This window comes from Cyanobacterium sp. HL-69 (assembly GCA_002813895.1).
Classification (GTDB): domain Bacteria; phylum Cyanobacteriota; class Cyanobacteriia; order Cyanobacteriales; family Cyanobacteriaceae; genus Cyanobacterium.
Genome location: CP024912.1, coordinates 222,573 through 242,325 on the forward strand (window position 1 = coordinate 222,573; position 19,753 = coordinate 242,325).

Consider the following 19,753-nt stretch of genomic DNA (forward strand, 5'->3'; position numbering starts at 1 on the left):
GAATGAATTTACGCACTAAAAATAACGATTGGGGATTAGTTCTAAAAATACTACCCTACGCAAAACGAAAATCACCTGTTTTAATATTATCTTTTATTTTATTGATACCCCTGTCCGTGGCGGGGGCGATTCAACCCTTAATTGTAGGACAAGGTATTTCCTTATTACAAGGAGAAGACACTTGGAGCTTTTTAGAGTCTTATTCCATTGCTGAGGGTTTAAATTTACTATCTTTTATTTTACTCGGAACAATTATTTTTCGGACAATTTTTCTGGCTTGGCAGGGCTTTTTAGTCCAAAAAGTTGGGCAAGAAATTACTGCTTTTATCCGTCAAGATTTATTTAATCATGTTACTTCTTTATCCTCTAACTTTTTCCACAAAACTCCTGTAGGAAAATTAGTTACTAGATTAATCAACGATGTGGAAGCGTTGGGGGATGTTTTTGCCACGGGTGCCATCGGTATTGTTAGTGATGTAATTTATATTCTCGCCATTATTATTACCATGTTTTCCCTTCAGTGGCAGTTAGCCCTACTGTTGGTATTCATGTTGATTCCTGTATCTGCATTGATTATTTACTTTCAAAAGCAGTATCGTAAAGCTAACTATGTGGCGAGGGAAGAATTGTCGGTATTAAATGCCATGTTGCAAGAAAACGTGGTAGGTATTAATATTGTGCAGTTATTTCGTCGTGAAAGACATAATAGCGAGTTATTTCGCACCGTCAATGAGCGTTATCGGGTAGCGGTGGATAAGACTATTTTCCATGATTCTGCGGTGTCAGCTACCCTTGAATGGGTGTCTTTAGTGGCGATCGCCGTTGTGCTGTGGATCGGGGGAGTGCTAATATTAGGAGATAACCTCAACTATGGTACATTATCCGCCTTTATTCTTTACTCCCAAAGATTGTTCGATCCTCTCAGACAATTTGCTGATAAGTTTACCATGTTCCAAGCAGGATTTACGGCGATCGAACGTATCTCTGAATTGATGAATATTCCCCTGGAAATCGAAGACAGAGATAATGATATAAGTCTTCATGATAACGAAGCAAATCAAGATGCCGTGGGTGAAATTCGTTTTGAAAACGTCTGGTTTGGTTATAAACCTGATGAATACGTCCTCAAAAATCTTAACTTTACCATTCGCCCCGGAGAAAAGGTTGCCCTAGTAGGTCCCACAGGAGCAGGTAAAAGCTCCATAATCCGCCTTCTATGTCGTTTGTACGAACCCACCCAAGGACGAATTTTAGTGGACGGTATCGACATCAGAGACATCGATCAGGCAGAATTAAGAAGCCATATCGGAGTCATATTACAAGAGAGCTTTATTTTTGCGGGGGATGTGAAAAGAAATATAACCCTAGGGGAAACCTATGATTTTGATGAAATAGAAAACGCCGTCAAACTCACCAACATTAAGCCTCTCATCGAAGAATTACCCCAAGGTTACAAGACCCAATTACGAGAAAGGGGGGCAAACCTATCCGCAGGGCAAAAACAATTACTCGCTTTTGCAAGGGTAGCTATTCGTAATCCTAATATTTTGGTATTGGATGAAGCCACCTCCAGCCTTGATGTTTTCACCGAAGCAGATACCCAAAAGGCTTTGGATGAATTATTGATTAATAAAACTGCCATTATCATTGCCCACAGACTTTCTACCATTCGGAATGTGGATAAAATTTTGGTTCTCAAACAAGGGGAATTAATTGAGTCGGGTAATCACGATGAGTTGTTGAAAGAGGATGGTTTATACGCCAGTTTATATAAATTGCAAATGTTGGCAACGGTTTAATATTGGGTGGTAGATGACGTAACATGATGCGTCCTTATAGGTGTTAGGTTTCCGATCATGATGGTATGGGGAGATAAGATGATGAAGGGATAAAATTAATTATCAATTATACGTTGCTTAAAAATCCCTTGTTATAATAATTTTCATACCCCTTTACAGATTCAGATTAAACCCATGAAAAAACTCTTTTTGTTCTTAGCATTTTTGGTAGGACTGTGGTTAGCAGTTTTCACCTTCAAAATATTTAATATGGGAGGGGAATATCAATCAATTATTGTCAACTTCAAAGATGATATTGCCGTTACCCAATTAGAAGAAGGTTTAAATAACATTTCCCTCAAGGTTAATCAGACTCCTACTCTCAATAGTCCATTTTCTACTGATAGAAACGTCTATATTTTGGAAGGAAACAAAGAAACCTTAAAAACATTGAGAAGATCTGAACTTCGGGAAAAAATAGAATATATAGAACCAAACTATATCTATCACACCCTCGAAATTCCTAATGATCCAGATTATAGTAAGCAATGGAATTTAAGAGCGATTAATGTTGAGAGAGCATGGGCAGACAGTAAAGGGGAAGGTGTTACCGTGGCGGTTATCGATACAGGGGTAAGTCGTGTACCTGATTTAGAGCAAACGGAATTTGTAGAAGGATATGACTTTATAAACGATCGCACCGAAGCCCTTGATGATGTGGGGCATGGCACCCATGTGGCTGGTACTATCGCTCAATCTACCAACAATAAGTATGGGGTAGCAGGAATCGCCTACAAAGCCAAAATAATGCCCCTGAAGGTATTGGGTTTGGGGGGTGGTACCGTGGCAGACATTGCCGAAGCCATCCGTTTTGCCGCCGATAATGGCGCGGATGTTATCAACATGAGTTTGGGTGGTGGGGGAGATAGTCACCTCATGAGAGAAGCCATTGATTATGCCCATAACAAAGGTGTGGTAATCATTGCCGCCGCCGGTAACGAAAACGAAAACTCCGCTAGTTATCCCGCCCGTTACCCCAAAGTAATTAGTGTATCCGCCATAGATGCGATCGGCGAAAAAGCCCCCTATTCCAACTTTGGAGCAGGTATTGACATCAGCGCCCCAGGGGGTAGCGATAAAGGTTTAATCATCCAAGAAACCATCACAGGGAGCAATCAACAACCCTCCTTTGAAGGGTATCAGGGTACCAGTATGGCATCCCCCCACGTGGCAGGGGTAGCCGCCCTCATCAAAGCCACAGGAATAAAAGATCCTGAAGAGGTGCGACAAATTTTGATCGAGTCCGCCCGTGAAGTAGCCGAAGATCCCTTTAACCATTACGGTGCAGGACGTTTGGATGCAGGTGGTGCGGTGCAACTCGCCCTCAAGGGTAAAATTACCGTCAAAGACTTTCTCCGCTGGTTACGGGATAGCGGTTACCTAAACCCTGGTTTCTGGATTGATGGTGGCACCATTTTACTATTACCTAAATTAGGCATGGTAATCGGTTCATATCTCCTTGCTTGGTTTATCCGTAATTACCTTGTATTTAACATGAGTCTTGCGGGTGGCATGGTGTTTGGTAGTTCAGGATTATTTGTTTTACAAGGATTATATATCTTTGATTTACCCCAATGGCCTCTGCGTTTAATAGGAAGTTCTCTCCCTGAATTGGGTAATGTGGTAGTGGGTACCAGTAGCCTTAATCCTATCTTTGCCAGTGCCTTAATTCCCTTTATCTTAATTGTTCTATTTTTGGGACATAACACTTTAAAGTGGGTTGCCATTGGCTCTTGTTTGGGGGTTGCTTCCTGCCTCGGTATTTCTGCTTTTTATAACCCTAATGTGTGGGGTTTAGGTATGGGTATCACCGCGCAAGGCTTTTTAGTTGTTAATGCCCTTATCTGTTTCGGTTTGGCATATCTTGCAAGTAAAAATGATCAGGCGATAACTTAATTGATAATTGAGAATGGATAATTGATAATAATTAATTGTCCATTCCCAATGCCAAATAAAACACTTTATGAATAAATATAATATTGATCTTTATCTTGAAGATAATTTTTTTGCTCCTCAAAATGAATCTTTGCCTATTATGGAGGAACAATGGCGATCGTGGTTTTCTATTTGGTTAGCCATGACAGATAATGACCTTGAAGAAGATAAAAACTATGAAGTTAGTTTGGTGTTAACCAATGATGAAGATATAAAAGAATTAAATAGTCAATTCAGACAAAAAGATCAAGCCACGGACGTTTTAGCCTTCGCTAGTCTGGATGATGAATTTTCACCCCCCGACATGGTGAATACGATTCCCCTCGGTGATGTGATTATTTCCATAGAAACAGCCCAAAAACAGGCAAAAGAACAAAATCACTCTCTCAAGAATGAATTAGCATGGTTAGCTTCCCACGGTTTTTTACATCTTTTAGGTTGGGATCATCCTAACAATGATTCTCTGAGGGAAATGTTGGCAGAGCAACAAAAACTCCTTGATGGGGTAGGAATTGATAAAATTAGTCTTGATTTTCTGAAGATTTCTTGATGGTGGGCTGTGCATCGCCCACCCGAATATAAATTTAAGTTTGCCCGTCAAGATTAATAAAACTTTCGAGGGCTTTTATCATGCTAGGGGGCCATCTTCTGACTTCCTTTAACCAATCTAAGTCTTTGTAACGGCTATCCATACCCACGGTGGCAACCCAGTTACTTTCGGCTTCTCCTTGTTTACCATTTTCCCAGAGGGCAGCGGTGAGGGCGGCACGCATATCAGGAAACATAGGATATTTACGAACGATGTTGCGCATCTTTCTAAGGGCATCGTCTTTTCTACCTAATTCGTAGAGGGCAAGGGATTCATTAGCCCCTGCAAAGGCAAAATTTGGGGCGATTTCGGTGGCTTTGTGGTACAATTCCACGGCGGTTTCCCAATTTTTTAATCCTGCGTTGGCATTGCCTAGGTTATTATATGCCATGGCATCGTTAGGATCTAATTCTAATACTTTATTGTAATCTGCGATCGCCCTTTGATACTCTCCTAAACCTTCATAGGCAGCACCTCTATTGAGGTAAGGATCAGGTGCATCAGGTGCTAAAATTATAGACTGGTCATAATCTGCGATCGCCTCTTGTAACTTATTCTGACTAACAAGGGCATTACCACGATTACTCCATACCGCAGGATTAGTAGGAAAAGCCTCAATTAACTGCGTCCAGTATTCTTGAGCCGTGACAAAATCACCTTTCTGAGTAGCTTCTATGGCTTTTTGAGCAATGGCTTCACCTTCTGCCAACTGCTCTTCGGTGATAGTGATTTGCTCTTGGGCAAAGGCTGGAGGAGGAGAAATCCAGAGAAAACACAAGACAAGGATAGTGACAATAATTGACTTAAACATATTAAATTGAAATTGCGGATTTATACCCACTATATCCGATCCACCCACCGTAATTGATTCTTTTCGCCCCGAAATTTTCTATAATTTAACCATGGAAAAAATAAGTCTTCATCCCGACACCATCAACGAAGTCAAGGAAAAAATTGACCTTGTGGAAATAGTTTCTGACTATGTAGTTTTACAGAAAAAAGGGCGAGAGTTTAGCGGTTTATGTCCTTTCCATGACGAAAAAAGCCCTAGTTTTACCGTTAGCCCCACCAAACAACTTTACTACTGTTTCGGTTGTGGGGCTGGAGGAGGCGCCATCAAATTTTTGATGGATATAAATAAACAATCTTTTAAGGAAGTTGTATTAAATCTTGCCCACCGTTATCAAATACCCGTTAAAAGTTTAGCTCCCGAACAACAAAAAGAAATTCAAAAACAGATTTCTTTGAGGGAACAATTATACGAAATTTTGGCAGTGGCTTCTAGTTTTTATCAACATAGTTTACGACAAAAAGAAGGAGAAGAAGCCCTTAAATATTTAACCGAAAAAAGAGCCTTAGATGAAGAAACTATCCAAGGTTTTCAATTAGGATATGCTCCGAATAATTGGGAAACTCTTTATAATTATTTAGTGGAAATCAAAAATTATCCTGTGATGTTAGTTGCCCAAGCGGGATTAATTAAAGAAAGAAATAAGGGAGATGGATATATTGATTATTTTCGCAATCGTTTAATGATTCCTATTATTGATAAAGAGGGAAGGGTAATTGCTTTTGGGGCAAGAAGTCTCGATGGTAATGAGCCAAAATATTTAAACTCCCCTGAGACGGAATTATTTTCTAAAAGTAAAACTTTATTCGCCCTTGATAAGGCAAAAAAAACCATTGTTAAAGAGGATAAAGCCATAGTTGTTGAGGGATATTTTGATGCGATCGCCCTTCATCGTTATAATATAAAAAATGCTGTAGCTGTGTTAGGCACTGCTTTAACTCAAAGCCATGTCAAACTCCTTTCTCGTTACACTGAATCTAAGGAAATTATTATCAATTTTGATGCGGATAAAGCTGGTTTAAAAGCAACAGAAAGAGCCATAAAAGAGGTAGAAACTCTGATTTATTCAGGGCAAATGAAGTTAAAAGTTGTTAATATTCCTGATGGTAAAGATGCTGATGAATTTTTAGCTATGGATATGGAAGCCAAGGAAAAGTACCTGACTTTGATGGAAAATGCTCCGTTATGGTTAGATTGGCAAATACAGCAAATCTTAGTTAGTAGGAATTTACGGAAAAGTGGTGATTTTGAGTTAGCTTTTCAAGGGATTGTCAGATTAATAAAAAAAATTAGTAAAGATTCCACCAAAGATTATTATTTATCCAGTTGTGCAGAGTTATTATGTCGGGGTAGAAGTGAATCTAAGAGTCTTAATTCCCAAGAGTTTAAAAGAATTTATCAGAGTTTACAAACGGCAACAAAAACTTATAATCAGAAAAAAAATTACCGTAAGACAAGTACTTTTTTGGGCAAAAGTTCAGAGAATATAAAAATAGAGGAAGCAGAGTTTTTAATTTTATTAATTTACCTTCATTGTCCTAAGTGGAGAGATGATATAATTGAGCAATTAGACCAAAAAGATTTAGTTTTTACTTTCAAACCCTATCGTTTTTTGTGGCAACAAATTCATAGTTTAAATATCGAACAACTAGATAATACTGATAATAATTTATTGTTAATGTTGCAAGAAAATATGAATATTCCCCCAGAAATGTCCCCTATATTAAACCCTGTTTTGTATCCTACCGAAAATGTAAGTCAACGACTTTTTGCACCAGAAGCTAATTTTTTAAGTGCGATCGCCTCTCTCCAATCCATTAAACTAGAAAAGTATAAACAATATTGTCAGCAACAAATTCCTGAACTAGAAAAAGAAAATAATTTAGACAAAATGCAACACTTTTACCAAGAAATACTTATTACAGAAAAACAATTACAAGAGTTAAAAAATATGAGATTTCAAACCTCAGAAATTTAGTAAAATAAACTTAATTAAAACTATAACAATCCTAAATTATTCGTGACATCTTTAAATTGAACTCCACCTTGTTAATGGGGGTTAAAAGTGATCATATTTTCCCATAATCAAACAAAAGCAAAATGAAGTTATATATTATTTATTAGTCTAATTTATTAAACGTCAACTATTAGCTATAAAATTTATTACATAAAAAAATTATAGGTAATTAACTACCTTGTAAAACACGATATTTTATTGTAAAAATATAAAACTGAGAAAACTAAATTAACTTTATTATTAAATGAAAAAATATTCCCTTATTGTTGTGTGTGGCGCTACCGCTAGCGGAAAATCATCCCTTGCCCTCAAACTAGCCCAAAAATTAAACAGTATCATCATCAGCGCCGACTCTCGCCAAATATACCAAGAATTTGACATCGGCACAGCCAAACCCAGTATCCAAGAGCAAAAAACCGTCCCCCATCACCTCATCGATATTTGTCACCCCACCGAAACCCTTACCCTTGCCGATTACCAAGAAAAAGCCCAAGCCCTTATCCAACAAAATCATCATCTTCCTCCCCTTTTAGTTGGTGGCACAGGATTGTATATCAAATCCATTACCAAAGGGCTAAAAATTCCCCGTGTAGCCCCTCAACCGCAACTCAGACAACAATTGATGACTTATGATCAAAAACAGCGGTATGCTATGTTAAAACAAGTTGATGACGAAGCTACTAAAAAAATTCACCCTAACGATGAAACTAGAACCATTAGAGCCTTAGAGGTTTATTATGTCACAGGACAGCCCATTTCTGAACAACAGGGAGAATGCCCCCCTTCTTATCCCATTTTACAAATAGGTTTACATTGTGATGGGGAAATGAGTCGCACCAGAATTAGTAAACGCACCGCCATGATGTTGGAGGATGGATTGGTGAGGGAGGTAGAAACTTTGATGGCAAAATATGGGGCTGATTTACCGTTACTAAATACCCTTGGTTATGGGGAAATTAAGCAATATTTATTGGGTGATATATCTTTGGATGAGGCACGGGATTTGATTGTTACCCATACTTGTCAGTTTGCGAAAAGACAGAGGACATGGTTTAATGCCTATCCTGAGATTAATTGGTTTGATGCTGATGCCTCTGATTTGTTTAGGCAGGTTACGGATTTAATTGAGGGGTAAATTTTTTCTTGTAAGGGGAAGGGAAGTAAGGTGCGCTGAAGAGGTTGAAATATGAAACCCCAACAAACACCAATGAATTTTTCCACGGACAAACTTTGCCTAATTTCCCCATCAACAATTCACCCTGTTTTAAGTCAATTTAGATAATTTGGTATGACTAGGATTAATAATCTTTCTGCCCACTTCAAAGTTAACCACAATGGTATTTTTTTTGCCTAATCCTAAAATATGGGTGACTACACCATTACCGAAAGTGGGGTGGTACAGGCGATCGCCCTCTTGCCAATTTTCAGAGCATTTAGGCTTTTCCTCCTTCTCCTCGGTAATAATATTTCCCGTGGCATAACTAGGGGTTAAATTAGTAGAAATCAAATCTTGGGGCAACTCAGCCAAAAACTGAGAAGGCGCACAAAAATCCACATTACCCCAAGAATAACGCTCCCGTGCATGGGTAAGGAATAATTGTTCCTTCGCTCGTGTAATCCCTACATAACACAAACGTCTTTCTTCCTCCAAATCCAAAGGATCATTTAAACTACGGTTATGGGGTAATAAACCTTGCTCAAAACCAACCAAAAACACCACAGGAAACTCTAAACCCTTCGCCGAATGGAGAGTCATCAAAGAAACCGCCGAATCTCCCTCATCCAAATTATCCAAATCCGAAGCCAAAGAAGCATTGCTCAAAAATCCTTCCAAACTAGCATCCTCATTATCCTCCTGAAACTGCATCATGGCATTTAACAACTCATTCAAGTTTTCCTGCCTATTTTCCGCCTCATCAGTGCCTTGTTGCTTCAAATCATCCAAATAACCAGATACTTCTAGCACTTCCTCCAAAATTTGTGTCCCCGGAATATCCTTTACTTTTTCCTGACAATTACTAATAAGACTAGCAAATTGACTAATTCTTTTAGCTGCCCTTCCCGCAATGGTATTTACTGAAGTTTGGTCGCTTATTATTTCCCAAAGAGGTATATTTAACTCTTGAGAAGCCGTAATTAAATTTTCTGTGGTAGTTTTTCCAATACCCCTTTTTGGAGTATTAATTACCCTCAATAAACTCACCGTATCCGCAGGGTTTATAATCAACTTTAGATATGCAAGAGCATCTTTAATTTCTTTTCTTTCATAAAACTTAAAACCCCCCACAATATTATAAGGAATACTACGTCTAATTAACTCATCTTCAAAAGCCCTTGATTGAGAGTTAATACGATATAAAATAGCAAACTTACCCCAATCTAAACTAGGGTTTTGTTTTACCATACTTTCAATTTTTCGTATAACAAAAGAAGCCTCTTCCCTCTCATTATTGCCCCGATAACAATAAATAGCCTCTCCCTCCGCACGGGTTGCCCGTAATACCTTATCAATCCTCTGACTATTATTTTCAATTAAATAATTAGCCGCTTGTAAAATGTTTTCTCGAGAGCGATAATTTTCCTCCAACTTAACCATAGTGCGAGTATCATCATCTGCCAAACCATCCCCAAAATCCTGCTGAAAATTAAGCAAAATTGTGAAATCTGCCATCCGAAAAGAATAGATAGATTGATCAGCATCTCCTACCACAAAAATAGATCTATTTTGCCAATTCCAGTGTTTTTTATCAGGCTCATTATTAGTAGCTAAAAGTTGAATTAATTGATACTGAATTTGGTTTGTATCTTGATATTCATCTACTAATATATGTCTAAATTGTTGATGCCAATAACCTAAAACAGATTCATTTTGCTGAAAAATTCGTACAGGAATTAACAATAAATCATCGAAATCTAAGGCATTATTTTTTGCTAATTCATTTTGATATTCTTCATAAATTTCTGCTAAAACTCTACCTCGATAATCCGGTCTTTCGATAGCATATTGAGAAGGAGAAAAACCCAAGTTTTTGGCATTACTAATGCCATAACGCATCTTTTTAGGGTCAAACTTTTTATCATCTAAATTGAGCTTTTTAACAACAATTTGTTTGACAATACTTTGAACATCAGACTCATCTAAAATAGTAAAATTCCTTTCCCACTTTCTCCCTTTCTCATCCTGATATTTATTCAAATCAAATCGTAAAATTTTGGCACAAAGACTATGAAAAGTCCCAATCCAAAGGGGTTTTATGGTGCCACGATATACCTTTGACCTAATATTTTTCTGCTCCAATTCTGGTAGAGATTCTAACTTTTGTTGATGCTTTCTGTCTGCCATCTCTTGGGCAAAAATTAACTCAATTCTTTCCTTCATTTCCTTCGCTGCTTTGTTGGTAAAGGTTACAGCAAAGATATTTTCTGGGGATACTTGGTGGGTTTTTATTAAATTTGCGATACGATATGTCAAAGCTCTAGTTTTTCCTGAACCAGCCCCTGCAACCACTAATAAAGGTCCATTGAAGTGTTCTACAGCGGTACGTTGGGCGGAGTTTAGATGGTCGAGAAAGTCAGAGTTAGAAGTCATCGAGCAGTTAAGTTGTAAAATGGACACAATCTCATTATAACAGTCGGTACGTTCCATTAAACGCAGTCTAATAATTGACCATGGATGATAAAGATATATAAATACTTTTTTCTTGGTGATTTTTTATTTCAATTCATCGGAGGTATTAAGTATATTATTTTCCCATAATTTATTTAACTAAACATTAGTCACCATTTTTCTTTACTCTATTTAACCATCAAAAACACTAACACAAAATATTGCTATGAATAAACTTATTCTTATTTTTACTTTGATAATAAGCACTTTTTTCGGGCAAGAAAGTTATGGGAGGAATAATATTTCTTCAGAAAATCAATGTAGAGCAGATATTAATCATTTGGGAGATAAGTTAGTAAATGAAATTGGTGATTATGGTAATAGAATTATCCAAAAAACTCGACGAGGGGGAGCAAATTCTCCAATTATGCCTATATATATTGTTACGGTGGGGCAGGTGGAGTTTGAGGAGTTACCTTTATCAGAAAAAAGTTATGGGGCAAATAATTCATCTCATATCGAGCAAATTTTTTTTACTACCCGTGAAAGACAGTATCTGAGTGATACAAGATTGGAGGAAACCAATAATTATCATTGGTTGTTATTAACCTCCACGGATAGGGGTTGGGATATGGTGATGTTGCTAACAAGATTTGGGGAGGTAGGAGATAATGGCTTAGTTTCTCCCATAGTTGATACTACCTCGGGGGTAGTTGGTGAGGCAGTAAGGTTATGGCTAAGGGATTGTCAATATTTATAATAAATTGATGGTTAAAACAAGAGACAATGATTAGGTAGCAATGGAAAATAAAACTTTTAAAAAGTTGACGTATGATTAATAAATAAGTAGGTTTGCGAAATTAATTATAGCTCTTATTTTATTAAGACTCTTATGAACAAGGGGTTTAAACCCCTTGCCTAAATCGATTTAATTATGCCCACTTACTTAAAATAATTTTTTTCAAAAATTTTAAATCTATGTGGAAATCTTTGATTGCTTCCTCGTTGTTGATAACAACCGCTAACTTAACTTTATTTCTTTCTGAGGTAGATGCCCAAACTGAAACCAATAACAATCCTCCTGCACAAACTTATCAACCTGGTTTCTGGCAACCAGTGGCAAGGGTAGATACAGAAAAACCTATTAGTTTAAATATTATTAATCAAACAGGTATTTTTCTTGACTATTCTTTCACCAATGAAAATCTTACCCCTACGGTTTTAAGGCCTGATGATAATGCTACTATTAGAAGTTTAAATCCTGAAAGCTCAATTTACTTAGTTATATATCCTGATTTGAATACTCCTAATGCTTCTCGTATGAATCTTAAATATTCGGTGGAGGTTAGTGAGGATAATGTGATTAATTTAACTGTCAGTGTTATCGAGGAAATTAGTAGGGGAAATCGTACTTTTAATTTACAACCTACGGGAGCTATTTTTCTTTATTAGTAAAAACTAATTTAGCGATACTGTAATTGAATTTAATTAGAAAATCATTCCCTATTTCCCATTTTCCAGCTCAACTAAGGCACTTTTTCATCAATTCCTAATTATCCATTGTTAACTCCTTCTGACCACCAGTTATGATGTTTAATTAGGGTATGACATTGCCAATTTTCTTTGGTTTCTGGGTAGTCAAGACGATAATGCCCTCCTCTGCTTTCGGTGCGGAATTGTGCAGATTTGACAATTAAGTATCCGACTTCTAAAAGGTTGAGGGTTTCTGCGGTTAGTTTTAGCTGTTGTTCTAAAATAGGAGATTGTAGGCTGTATGAGTGCTGAGGATTTAAGTTTTTGAGAAATTGACCGATTTTTAGATTGTCTATGTCATTATGCCATTGTTCCACAAGAGCGATCGCCCTTAGCAACATATCATCACGACGACAAATCCCCGCCACCTCCCAAATCAAAAGAGGTAACTCTGTGCGAATCTTATTAACTACTGCCATATCATCCTGCCAGTGATTATCCCCCAAAGGAATATTATCAGTATTCAAAAAAGGATAAACTAGGGAATCAAAATCCAAATCCTTGAGAGTTTCTCCAAACACCAAACACTCCAAAAGAGAATTACTAGCCAAACGATTCGCCCCATGTACCCCCGTATTTGCCGTTTCTCCGATGGCGTATAACCCATCAATGGAAGTTTTATTGTGCAAATCCACCGCAATACCCCCCATCCAATAATGGGCAGCAGGGGAAACAGGAATCGGCTGGGAAAATAAATCAATGCCCCACTCCTGACAACGTCTGATGATATTAGGAAAACGATACTCTAAGCGAGGACGAGGAATCGGGCGTAAATCGAGAAATACGTTATCTAAAGCTGGATTAGGGCTAATTTTCTGTAAATGGTTGTAAATAGCACGGCTAACCACATCACGGGGTGCCAATTCCCCCTTGGGGTGATAATCAAAAGCGAATCTGTAACCCTCCCTATCAATTAGGTGGGCGCCTTCCCCCCTCACCGCTTCACTGATGAGAAAACGAGGGGCATTTTCCTTCTTCAAAGCCGTAGGATGAAACTGCACAAATTCGAGGTTACGCAACAGCGCACCGCTGCGCCATGCCAGGGCAACCCCATCCCCTGTGCTTACCTTGGGGTTAGTGGTTTGGGCGAATACCTGCCCTCCTCCCCCTGTAGCAAGAATAACGGCTTTTGCTCCCAACCAAGTAATTTTATTATCATGCAATAAACAAAGCCCCTGACATTTTTCCCTTTTTTCATCTAGCCATAAGTCAAGGGCGTAGGCTTGTTCATAAATGGAAATATGTTCACTTTCGATTACCCTTTGTCTTAAAATAGAAACAATCGCCCTCCCCGTGGTATCCGCTGCATGGAGTACCCTCGGAAAAGAATGGGCAGCTTCCAATGTCATCGCTAATTCATCATTGTGACGATCAAATTCTACCCCCATTTCCAACAATGAGCGAATGGAAGTCACCGCATTTTCTACTAAATATTGTACCGCTGTGCGATCGCACAGTCCAGCCCCTGCTTTTAAAGTATCTTCTAAATGTAGTACAGGTGAATCATTAGGGGCGATCGCTGCTGCAATGCCCCCCTGCGCCCAATCACTGGCCCCCTTTTTCAGCTTATCCTTAGTAATTAGACAAATACGTAACTCAGCAGGAAGTTTGAGGGCAGCATATAAACCAGCAGCCCCAGAGCCCACAATAATAACATCGAAATGATCAGGCAAAGGAGGAGTAAAGTTCAAAGTTTTATAGTATCAGTTAGTGGCGAAAAAGTTATTTTTGCTCATTTTATCCAATCAAGGTAACCTTTGCCATCGTTTTTTTGATTTACCCTTACAATAAAAAAAGAACCATTGAAGATTTGAGATAAAACAATTTATGGCTGAATCAGAAAATATTTTTCAAAAAGCCCTTTATCTAGGTATCGGTATCGCAGGATATGCCGCCGAAAAAGCAGGAGATACTCTCCAAGAATTGAAACAACAAACCGACAAAATAATTAATAATCCCAACTTTCCCCAAGAGTTGCAAAAAATGGCCGATGAAATGGTGAGCAAAGGTAAAATCACCGCCGAAGAAGCCAGAAAATTTGTGGATGAAACCATCCAACAAGCCAAAGATAAACAAAAAATGAATGGTAATCCTCCCGATTCATCATCAAATCAACCTCGCACCATTGAAATTATTACCGATGATGACGACAATGATAATTAATAGCTCAAAAACTAACCATTACCAAAAATAATTCATGGACAATTGGGAAAAACAGTTAATTAATTGGTTAAATCAGGCAGAAAACAATTTTAATAACTTCTGTGAAGAAGTGACTCAAGAATTAGAAAAAACTGCCCACAACACCGAGTTATTTATTGATAATCTAACCCAAGAAATAGATAATAAAATCCCCCAAGAAATAGACGATTTTTTGTTACAAGTCGATTACTTTTTAGAAGAATGTGCCGTATTTCTTGCCGATGAAATACTTCCCCATATCCTAGAGGATTTTCCTCCTAACCCACCATCAGAAGAAGATTCAGACTTCGACAGTAACATTGTCTGGTTTGACGAAGAAAAAATCACCCCCGACGCACAATTTCACCCTGCTTGTATCGGCTGTAAAAATTATCACGGACGAAGATATAACGGTAATTTTTTAGTTTGTGGTATTCATCCCTATGGATGGAATGATGAAAATTGCCCCGATTGGCAAGATCAAGAATCCCATTCAAATTAAAAAATTCCTTCCCAAAACCTTAAGGTGTCTTCAAAACTACGTAGAAAGTTGACAAAAACCATGTATAATGACTCTAAATCTTAAGCTATGTAGCAACACTTAGTCATCACTTTTTTGATAAGAAAATAATTTGTTTTTATATTTATCTATCTATTGTCTGTTAATAAAATCGGCAATTAGTTAATAAATTATAATCCATAATTTCCCTATAACTTCCTTTATTTTTAATAAAAAATATTAATGAGTCATACCTTTTTATTGCAACCAAGTAGCTGGATTATTAAAGGGAATCTAACTGAAAAAAATCACATTTCTATTCCTTTTAAAGGAGCAACTATCATTACTTGGGATCAAAGTAGTTGGTTCATTATGAAAACAAAGTTAGTATTTGATAACAATCAATCCTCCCCAGAAATAGCCAAAGATTTAGAGTTTGAATATAAAGGTTTTTTACCTAATAATAAATATAGTTACAGCTATGTCTTAAAAAGAAGTGATTTCGATAAAATAGAAGGAGAAGGATGGATTACAAAAAACTCCATCATTCAGCGTTATTGGATTTTGGGTGATAGTCGTCGTCGTAGCGTACTCGAAACAATGTTTCAGTTAGATGAAGACCATTATCATTTCTCTAGCACCATGGTAGCAGGTAATAATATCGTTAATGTGACAGAAGGTATTTTAGAACGTCATGGATAAAACTAGATAGTATAAGTCAGAATATAAATATAACAAGATTTGATGGGCAATTAAATCATGAGTTTAGGGAAAGGCAAACAAAATCAACAAAATCAGCGTATATTAGCAGATCGCTATCAGTTAATTGAATTAATCGGTAGTGGTGCTATGGGGCAGGTATATCGAGGAGAAGATAAACTGCTCGGTGGCGTGGTGGTTGCGGTGAAGTTTTTGTCTCAAACCTTGCTCAATGATAAGATGCGTCATCGCTTTGAGCGGGAAGCGACCATCAGCGCCCTTTTGGGGGAAAAAAGTATCCATATCATCAGGGTAAGGGATTATGGTGTTGATGAAAATGAAGTTCCTTACTATGTGATGGAGTTTTTAGAGGGGGAGAGTTTAAGTCAGGTAATTAAGTTTCAGCCTTTGCCCCTTAAACGTTTTCTCTACCTCAGTCGTCAAATATGTGTGGGAATGGATGCTGCCCACAGTGGTATTATGCTCAAAGGGGAATTGTGTCAGGTGGTTCACCGAGATATAAAACCGAGTAATGTATTGGTGATGCAAGATCCTACCTTGGGGGAATTGGTCAAAATTCTTGATTTTGGGATTGCCAAGTTGGTACAGGCAAACGCTACTCAAACCCATTCTTTTATGGGTACTTTGGCTTATTGTTCCCCTGAACAAATGGAAGGTAAAGAGTTGGACAATCGCTCTGATATTTACAGTTTGGGGGTAATGATGTATGAAATGCTTACCCTTGAAATGCCCATTTTACCTGAAACTTCTTCTTTTGGGGCTTGGTACAAAGCCCACCATGACTTTAAACCTCGTCCTTTTGATGCCCATCTCAAAATTCCCCAAGAATTGAAGGATGTCATCATGAAGTGTATGGAAAAGTCTCGGGATAATCGTCCTCAAACGGTAGCGGAAATTTTACGGGTAATTGAGGTTTTGGAGAAGGATAATAAATCTAATCATCATACCCCTGATCGTATGACGGCTTTTAGTGGTCAAAAAACCATTGTGGCGGATACCTATGATTCCGATGATATAGGTTCTCAGGGCGATCGCACCGAAGTCGCTCCCAAAATGGATCTCAGTGCCACAATGATTTCTAAAAATCTCACTTGGCCCAATAATAAACCAATCCAAAAAATTGTTTTTCCCAAGGTGGTCATTAGTTCTGGGCAAACCTTTCCCAGTCTTTGGGTGATGATTGAAAGAGATGATATTCTCAGTCGTATCAAGGATATGAGATACAATCAGTTTCTTTTTCTCAACTCTCCCCATCCCATGATTCTCTGGATTACGGTGATTTACAATCCCCATCGAGGCCCCCGTTGGTTGCCTTGTTACCTTGATCTCAAATCTCAAACTTCCCGTCAGGTAACAGCTGCCCTTGCCAAAACTGGTAGTTATAAAATCCTCTTTTTTGCGGTAGAAGAGCCGGGAAGGTGTCAACACGTCACAGGTTCAACCATTGCTTCTAATCAATGTAAAATCATGGCAGAGTGGCTGGAGAATAGTAAAAATACGCCCAATCAGGGAGATGCAAAAATGAGTAAGCAAAGATTGAGGGATGAATTTAATAAGTTAAAGCCCGTGATTCTTTCTAAGCTGAAAAATAGCTATAAATCTTAGGTAGGGAATAAGGAATGGTTTTTAAGCATCATTCATTTTTCTGAATCATCCAACCCTAAATACAAGGGTAGAGGTTGAGTTTTTCTGGTTTGGGGGTTGATACAGACATGGCGAGTTTTGGCAGTGGCCACTTTTTCATCTTCTTTCTCGATGGTATATTCAATTTCAAAAGCCTTTGGGTTAAGGGAAATGGGCTTTAAATATACTTGAATAATATCCCCACAAAAAAGAGGGCTAAAAAAATCAATTTCCCCATGGACAACGGGAATAGCCATGGTGGGATTTTGAAAAAAACTGCGTAAATCTACCCCCAAATTTTCTAAATAATGTTCATAGGCTTCATGGCAAATAGAAAGAAGTCTAGCAAAATAAACCACTCCTGCGCTGTCGGTATCAGCAAAGTGAATTTTTCTGTCATAGGCAAATGTCATAATTTCTTAACCTCAAAAATGGTTACAATGGAATTATTAATCAAAATCTCAACATATGACTAATTCCTTATTTGCCGATGCCAATATCAGGCTAGAAAGGGCTTTAAAGTATATTCAAATTTCTCCCTCCACAGAAGAAAAACTAAAATACCCTAAATCTAGTTTGGCTGTATCTATTCCCCTGAGAATGGATGATGGCTCGTTAAAAGTTTATCAGGGTTATCGAGTAATTTACAATGATAGCCGAGGCCCGGGTAAAGGGGGTGTCCGTTATCATCCTTCTGTAAACCTCGATGAGGTGAAGTCTCTTGCCTTTTGGATGATGTTTAAATGTGCGGTGTTAAATCTTCCTTTTGGGGGGGCTAAGGGGGGTATTCAGGTAAATCCAAGGGAGTTGTCGAAGGGAGAATTAGAAAGACTCTCTAAAAATTATATCAGTGCGATCGCCGATTATATCGGGCCAGATAGGGATATTTTAGCTCCCGATGTTTACACCAACGAAACAGTTATGGGGTGGATGGTAGAAGAATATAGCAACATCACCCGACAAATTTCCTGGGGAGTAGTTACAGGAAAACCTTTAACCATGGGGGGAAGTGAGGGCAGAAGTACCGCCACAGCCACAGGGGCTTTTCATGTCATCCAAACTATCTTACCCAAATTTGAGAAAAAACCAGAGCAAACCACCATTGCCGTCCAAGGATTTGGTAATGCGGGGGCGCAAATAGCCCAATTACTATATCAAGCAGGGTATAAAGTAGTGGCAGTAAGTGACTCCAGGGGAGGGATTTATTGTGAAGATGGTTTAGATATTCCTAGTATTCGTGAATATAAAGAAAGTAATAGCACTGTTAAGGATGTTTACTGTCAAGAAACTGTTTGTGACTTGAGGGAAAATGATCTAATTACCAATGAGGAGTTATTAACCCTTGATGTAGATGTCTTAATTCCTGCGGCCCTAGAAAACCAAATTACCGAGGAAAATGCTCACCAAATTAAAGCCCCATTTATTTTTGAGGTTGCCAATGGCCCTGTTACTTCTTCAGCTGACTTGATTTTAGAAGAAAAGGGGATTCGAGTAATTCCTGATATTTTGGTTAATGCTGGGGGCGTTACCGTTAGTCACTTAGAATGGGTACAAAATCGTAATGGGATGTATTGGGATTTAGAAAAAGTACAACAACACCTCCAGGAAGGAATGGAGAGGGAAACAGAAGTAATCTGGAAAGTTGCCCTAGAGTATGAAGTTTCCATGCGTACCGCCGCTTATATTCATTCCCTCAAACGTCTTGATGATGCCATGGGGTTTGATGTTTAATTATCCACACTACCACTGAGAGACTTTAATTCAGGGTTATCGGCGATCGCCTCTACGGTATTATAACAAATGTAGGGTAAACCAGAAGCCTTTAATCCCTTTAAAATCCGAGCATTAGTATGGGGAAATACCACAAAAATAGGGTGAATCTTTTCCGCCCTATCACTAAACATATGATCATCCATCTCAGGCATAATCCACTCATACTCATTGGCCAAAGCAGTTTGAGCATTGCGCCAGCGCAGTAGTAAATCAGAAAAATCTTCTTGAGGGCGATGAATAAAAACTAAAATTTCTACCCCCATCTTAATCTTCCACTCAGGATCGCACATTAACACCGCAATATCACAGGGAATTGATACCATTTCATCCATAGACATCTGATTCATTCCCGAAGGAGCATAAGAGCGAGAACCCATGGAAGATATATTATTAACATGACGTACCTTGGCCAAAGGTAAAGGAATTGTAATTAAACTGTCACTAGGGCGCCTCATACTCGGTACCATGGCTAAATATTCCCGATACTGACTCAATAAAGCCACAATTCTTTCTTTATCAGTATAGTCAGCCAACGCCGTTTCATAATCGGATTGATTTATAGACATTAATTAAAATTCACTTTCAACA

The 19,753-nt window shown here is 38.2% G+C and carries 17 protein-coding genes; 12 read left to right on the forward strand and 5 right to left on the reverse strand.

Annotated elements, in window-relative coordinates; all coding sequences use genetic code 11:
* Positions 1 to 2 precede the first annotated feature (2 nt).
* From AA637_RS00940 to ybeY, 3 genes are all read left to right on the forward strand, one after another.
* Positions 3 to 1,799, forward strand: coding sequence for an ABC transporter ATP-binding protein (locus AA637_RS00940; protein WP_446683521.1), 1,797 nt, complete (start codon positions 3 to 5; stop codon positions 1,797 to 1,799).
* 174 nt (positions 1,800 to 1,973) lie between these two features.
* Complete coding sequence (locus AA637_RS00945; RefSeq protein ID WP_446683522.1) at positions 1,974 to 3,734, forward strand: S8 family peptidase; 1,761 nt, start codon at positions 1,974 to 1,976, stop codon at positions 3,732 to 3,734.
* Between the two features lie 67 nt (positions 3,735 to 3,801).
* Positions 3,802 to 4,323, forward strand: a complete 522-nt coding sequence (ybeY, locus tag AA637_RS00950) for an rRNA maturation RNase YbeY (RefSeq protein WP_446683523.1) — start codon at positions 3,802 to 3,804, stop codon at positions 4,321 to 4,323.
* A gap of 34 nt (positions 4,324 to 4,357) precedes the next feature.
* Here ybeY and AA637_RS00955 read toward each other — a convergent pair whose 3' ends face one another.
* The gene (locus AA637_RS00955) at positions 4,358 to 5,173 is read right to left on the reverse strand and encodes a tetratricopeptide repeat protein (protein WP_446683524.1); all 816 of its coding nucleotides are present in this window, start codon (positions 5,171 to 5,173) and stop codon (positions 4,358 to 4,360) included.
* 91 nt (positions 5,174 to 5,264) lie between these two features.
* On the opposite strand from AA637_RS00955, the gene dnaG reads away from it, so the two are divergent.
* Both dnaG and miaA read left to right on the forward strand, forming a co-directional pair.
* On the forward strand, positions 5,265 to 7,190 hold the full coding sequence (gene dnaG / locus AA637_RS00960; protein ID WP_446683525.1) for a DNA primase: 1,926 nt from the start codon (positions 5,265 to 5,267) through the stop codon (positions 7,188 to 7,190).
* 283 nt (positions 7,191 to 7,473) lie between these two features.
* Positions 7,474 to 8,364 (forward strand): tRNA (adenosine(37)-N6)-dimethylallyltransferase MiaA, encoded by an 891-nt coding sequence (gene miaA / locus AA637_RS00965; protein WP_446683526.1) that lies wholly within the window; start codon positions 7,474 to 7,476, stop codon positions 8,362 to 8,364.
* 129 nt (positions 8,365 to 8,493) lie between these two features.
* Here the strand turns inward: miaA and pcrA are convergent, their stop codons facing one another.
* Positions 8,494 to 10,818, reverse strand: coding sequence for a DNA helicase PcrA (gene pcrA / locus AA637_RS00970; protein WP_446684510.1), 2,325 nt, complete (start codon positions 10,816 to 10,818; stop codon positions 8,494 to 8,496).
* 244 nt (positions 10,819 to 11,062) lie between these two features.
* On the opposite strand from pcrA, the gene AA637_RS00975 reads away from it, so the two are divergent.
* Together AA637_RS00975 and AA637_RS00980 are read left to right on the forward strand one after the other, a co-directional pair.
* Positions 11,063 to 11,596, forward strand: a complete 534-nt coding sequence (locus AA637_RS00975; RefSeq protein WP_446683527.1) for a hypothetical protein — start codon at positions 11,063 to 11,065, stop codon at positions 11,594 to 11,596.
* A gap of 218 nt (positions 11,597 to 11,814) precedes the next feature.
* On the forward strand, positions 11,815 to 12,288 hold the full coding sequence (locus tag AA637_RS00980; protein ID WP_446683528.1) for a hypothetical protein: 474 nt from the start codon (positions 11,815 to 11,817) through the stop codon (positions 12,286 to 12,288).
* A gap of 101 nt (positions 12,289 to 12,389) precedes the next feature.
* Here the strand turns inward: AA637_RS00980 and nadB are convergent, their stop codons facing one another.
* Positions 12,390 to 14,060, reverse strand: a complete 1,671-nt coding sequence (gene nadB / locus AA637_RS00985) for an L-aspartate oxidase (protein WP_446683529.1) — start codon at positions 14,058 to 14,060, stop codon at positions 12,390 to 12,392.
* Between the two features lie 136 nt (positions 14,061 to 14,196).
* On the opposite strand from nadB, the gene AA637_RS00990 reads away from it, so the two are divergent.
* From AA637_RS00990 to AA637_RS01005, 4 genes are all read left to right on the forward strand, one after another.
* The gene (locus tag AA637_RS00990; protein ID WP_069790270.1) at positions 14,197 to 14,532 is read left to right on the forward strand and encodes a phasin family protein; all 336 of its coding nucleotides are present in this window, start codon (positions 14,197 to 14,199) and stop codon (positions 14,530 to 14,532) included.
* Positions 14,533 to 14,566: 34 nt separating this feature from the next.
* Positions 14,567 to 15,052: a hypothetical protein gene (locus AA637_RS00995; RefSeq protein ID WP_446683530.1), complete on the forward strand. Its 486-nt coding sequence runs from the start codon at positions 14,567 to 14,569 to the stop codon at positions 15,050 to 15,052.
* A 240-nt stretch (positions 15,053 to 15,292) separates the two neighbouring features.
* A complete protein-coding gene (locus AA637_RS01000) occupies positions 15,293 to 15,751 on the forward strand; it encodes a hypothetical protein (protein WP_069790268.1) in 459 nt (152 codons plus the stop codon).
* Positions 15,752 to 15,808: 57 nt separating this feature from the next.
* A complete protein-coding gene (locus tag AA637_RS01005) occupies positions 15,809 to 17,374 on the forward strand; it encodes a serine/threonine protein kinase (protein ID WP_446683531.1) in 1,566 nt (521 codons plus the stop codon).
* Positions 17,375 to 17,406: 32 nt separating this feature from the next.
* Here the strand turns inward: AA637_RS01005 and AA637_RS01010 are convergent, their stop codons facing one another.
* The gene (locus AA637_RS01010) at positions 17,407 to 17,805 is read right to left on the reverse strand and encodes an acyl-CoA thioesterase (RefSeq protein WP_446683532.1); all 399 of its coding nucleotides are present in this window, start codon (positions 17,803 to 17,805) and stop codon (positions 17,407 to 17,409) included.
* A gap of 55 nt (positions 17,806 to 17,860) precedes the next feature.
* Between AA637_RS01010 and AA637_RS01015 the strand changes: the two genes are divergently transcribed.
* The gene (locus AA637_RS01015) at positions 17,861 to 19,123 is read left to right on the forward strand and encodes a Glu/Leu/Phe/Val family dehydrogenase (protein WP_446683533.1); all 1,263 of its coding nucleotides are present in this window, start codon (positions 17,861 to 17,863) and stop codon (positions 19,121 to 19,123) included.
* Here the strand turns inward: AA637_RS01015 and AA637_RS01020 are convergent.
* The gene (locus AA637_RS01020; RefSeq protein ID WP_446683534.1) at positions 19,120 to 19,731 is read right to left on the reverse strand and encodes a hypothetical protein; all 612 of its coding nucleotides are present in this window, start codon (positions 19,729 to 19,731) and stop codon (positions 19,120 to 19,122) included. The genes AA637_RS01015 and AA637_RS01020 overlap by 4 nt on opposite strands.
* Between the last annotated feature and the right edge of the window lie 22 nt (positions 19,732 to 19,753).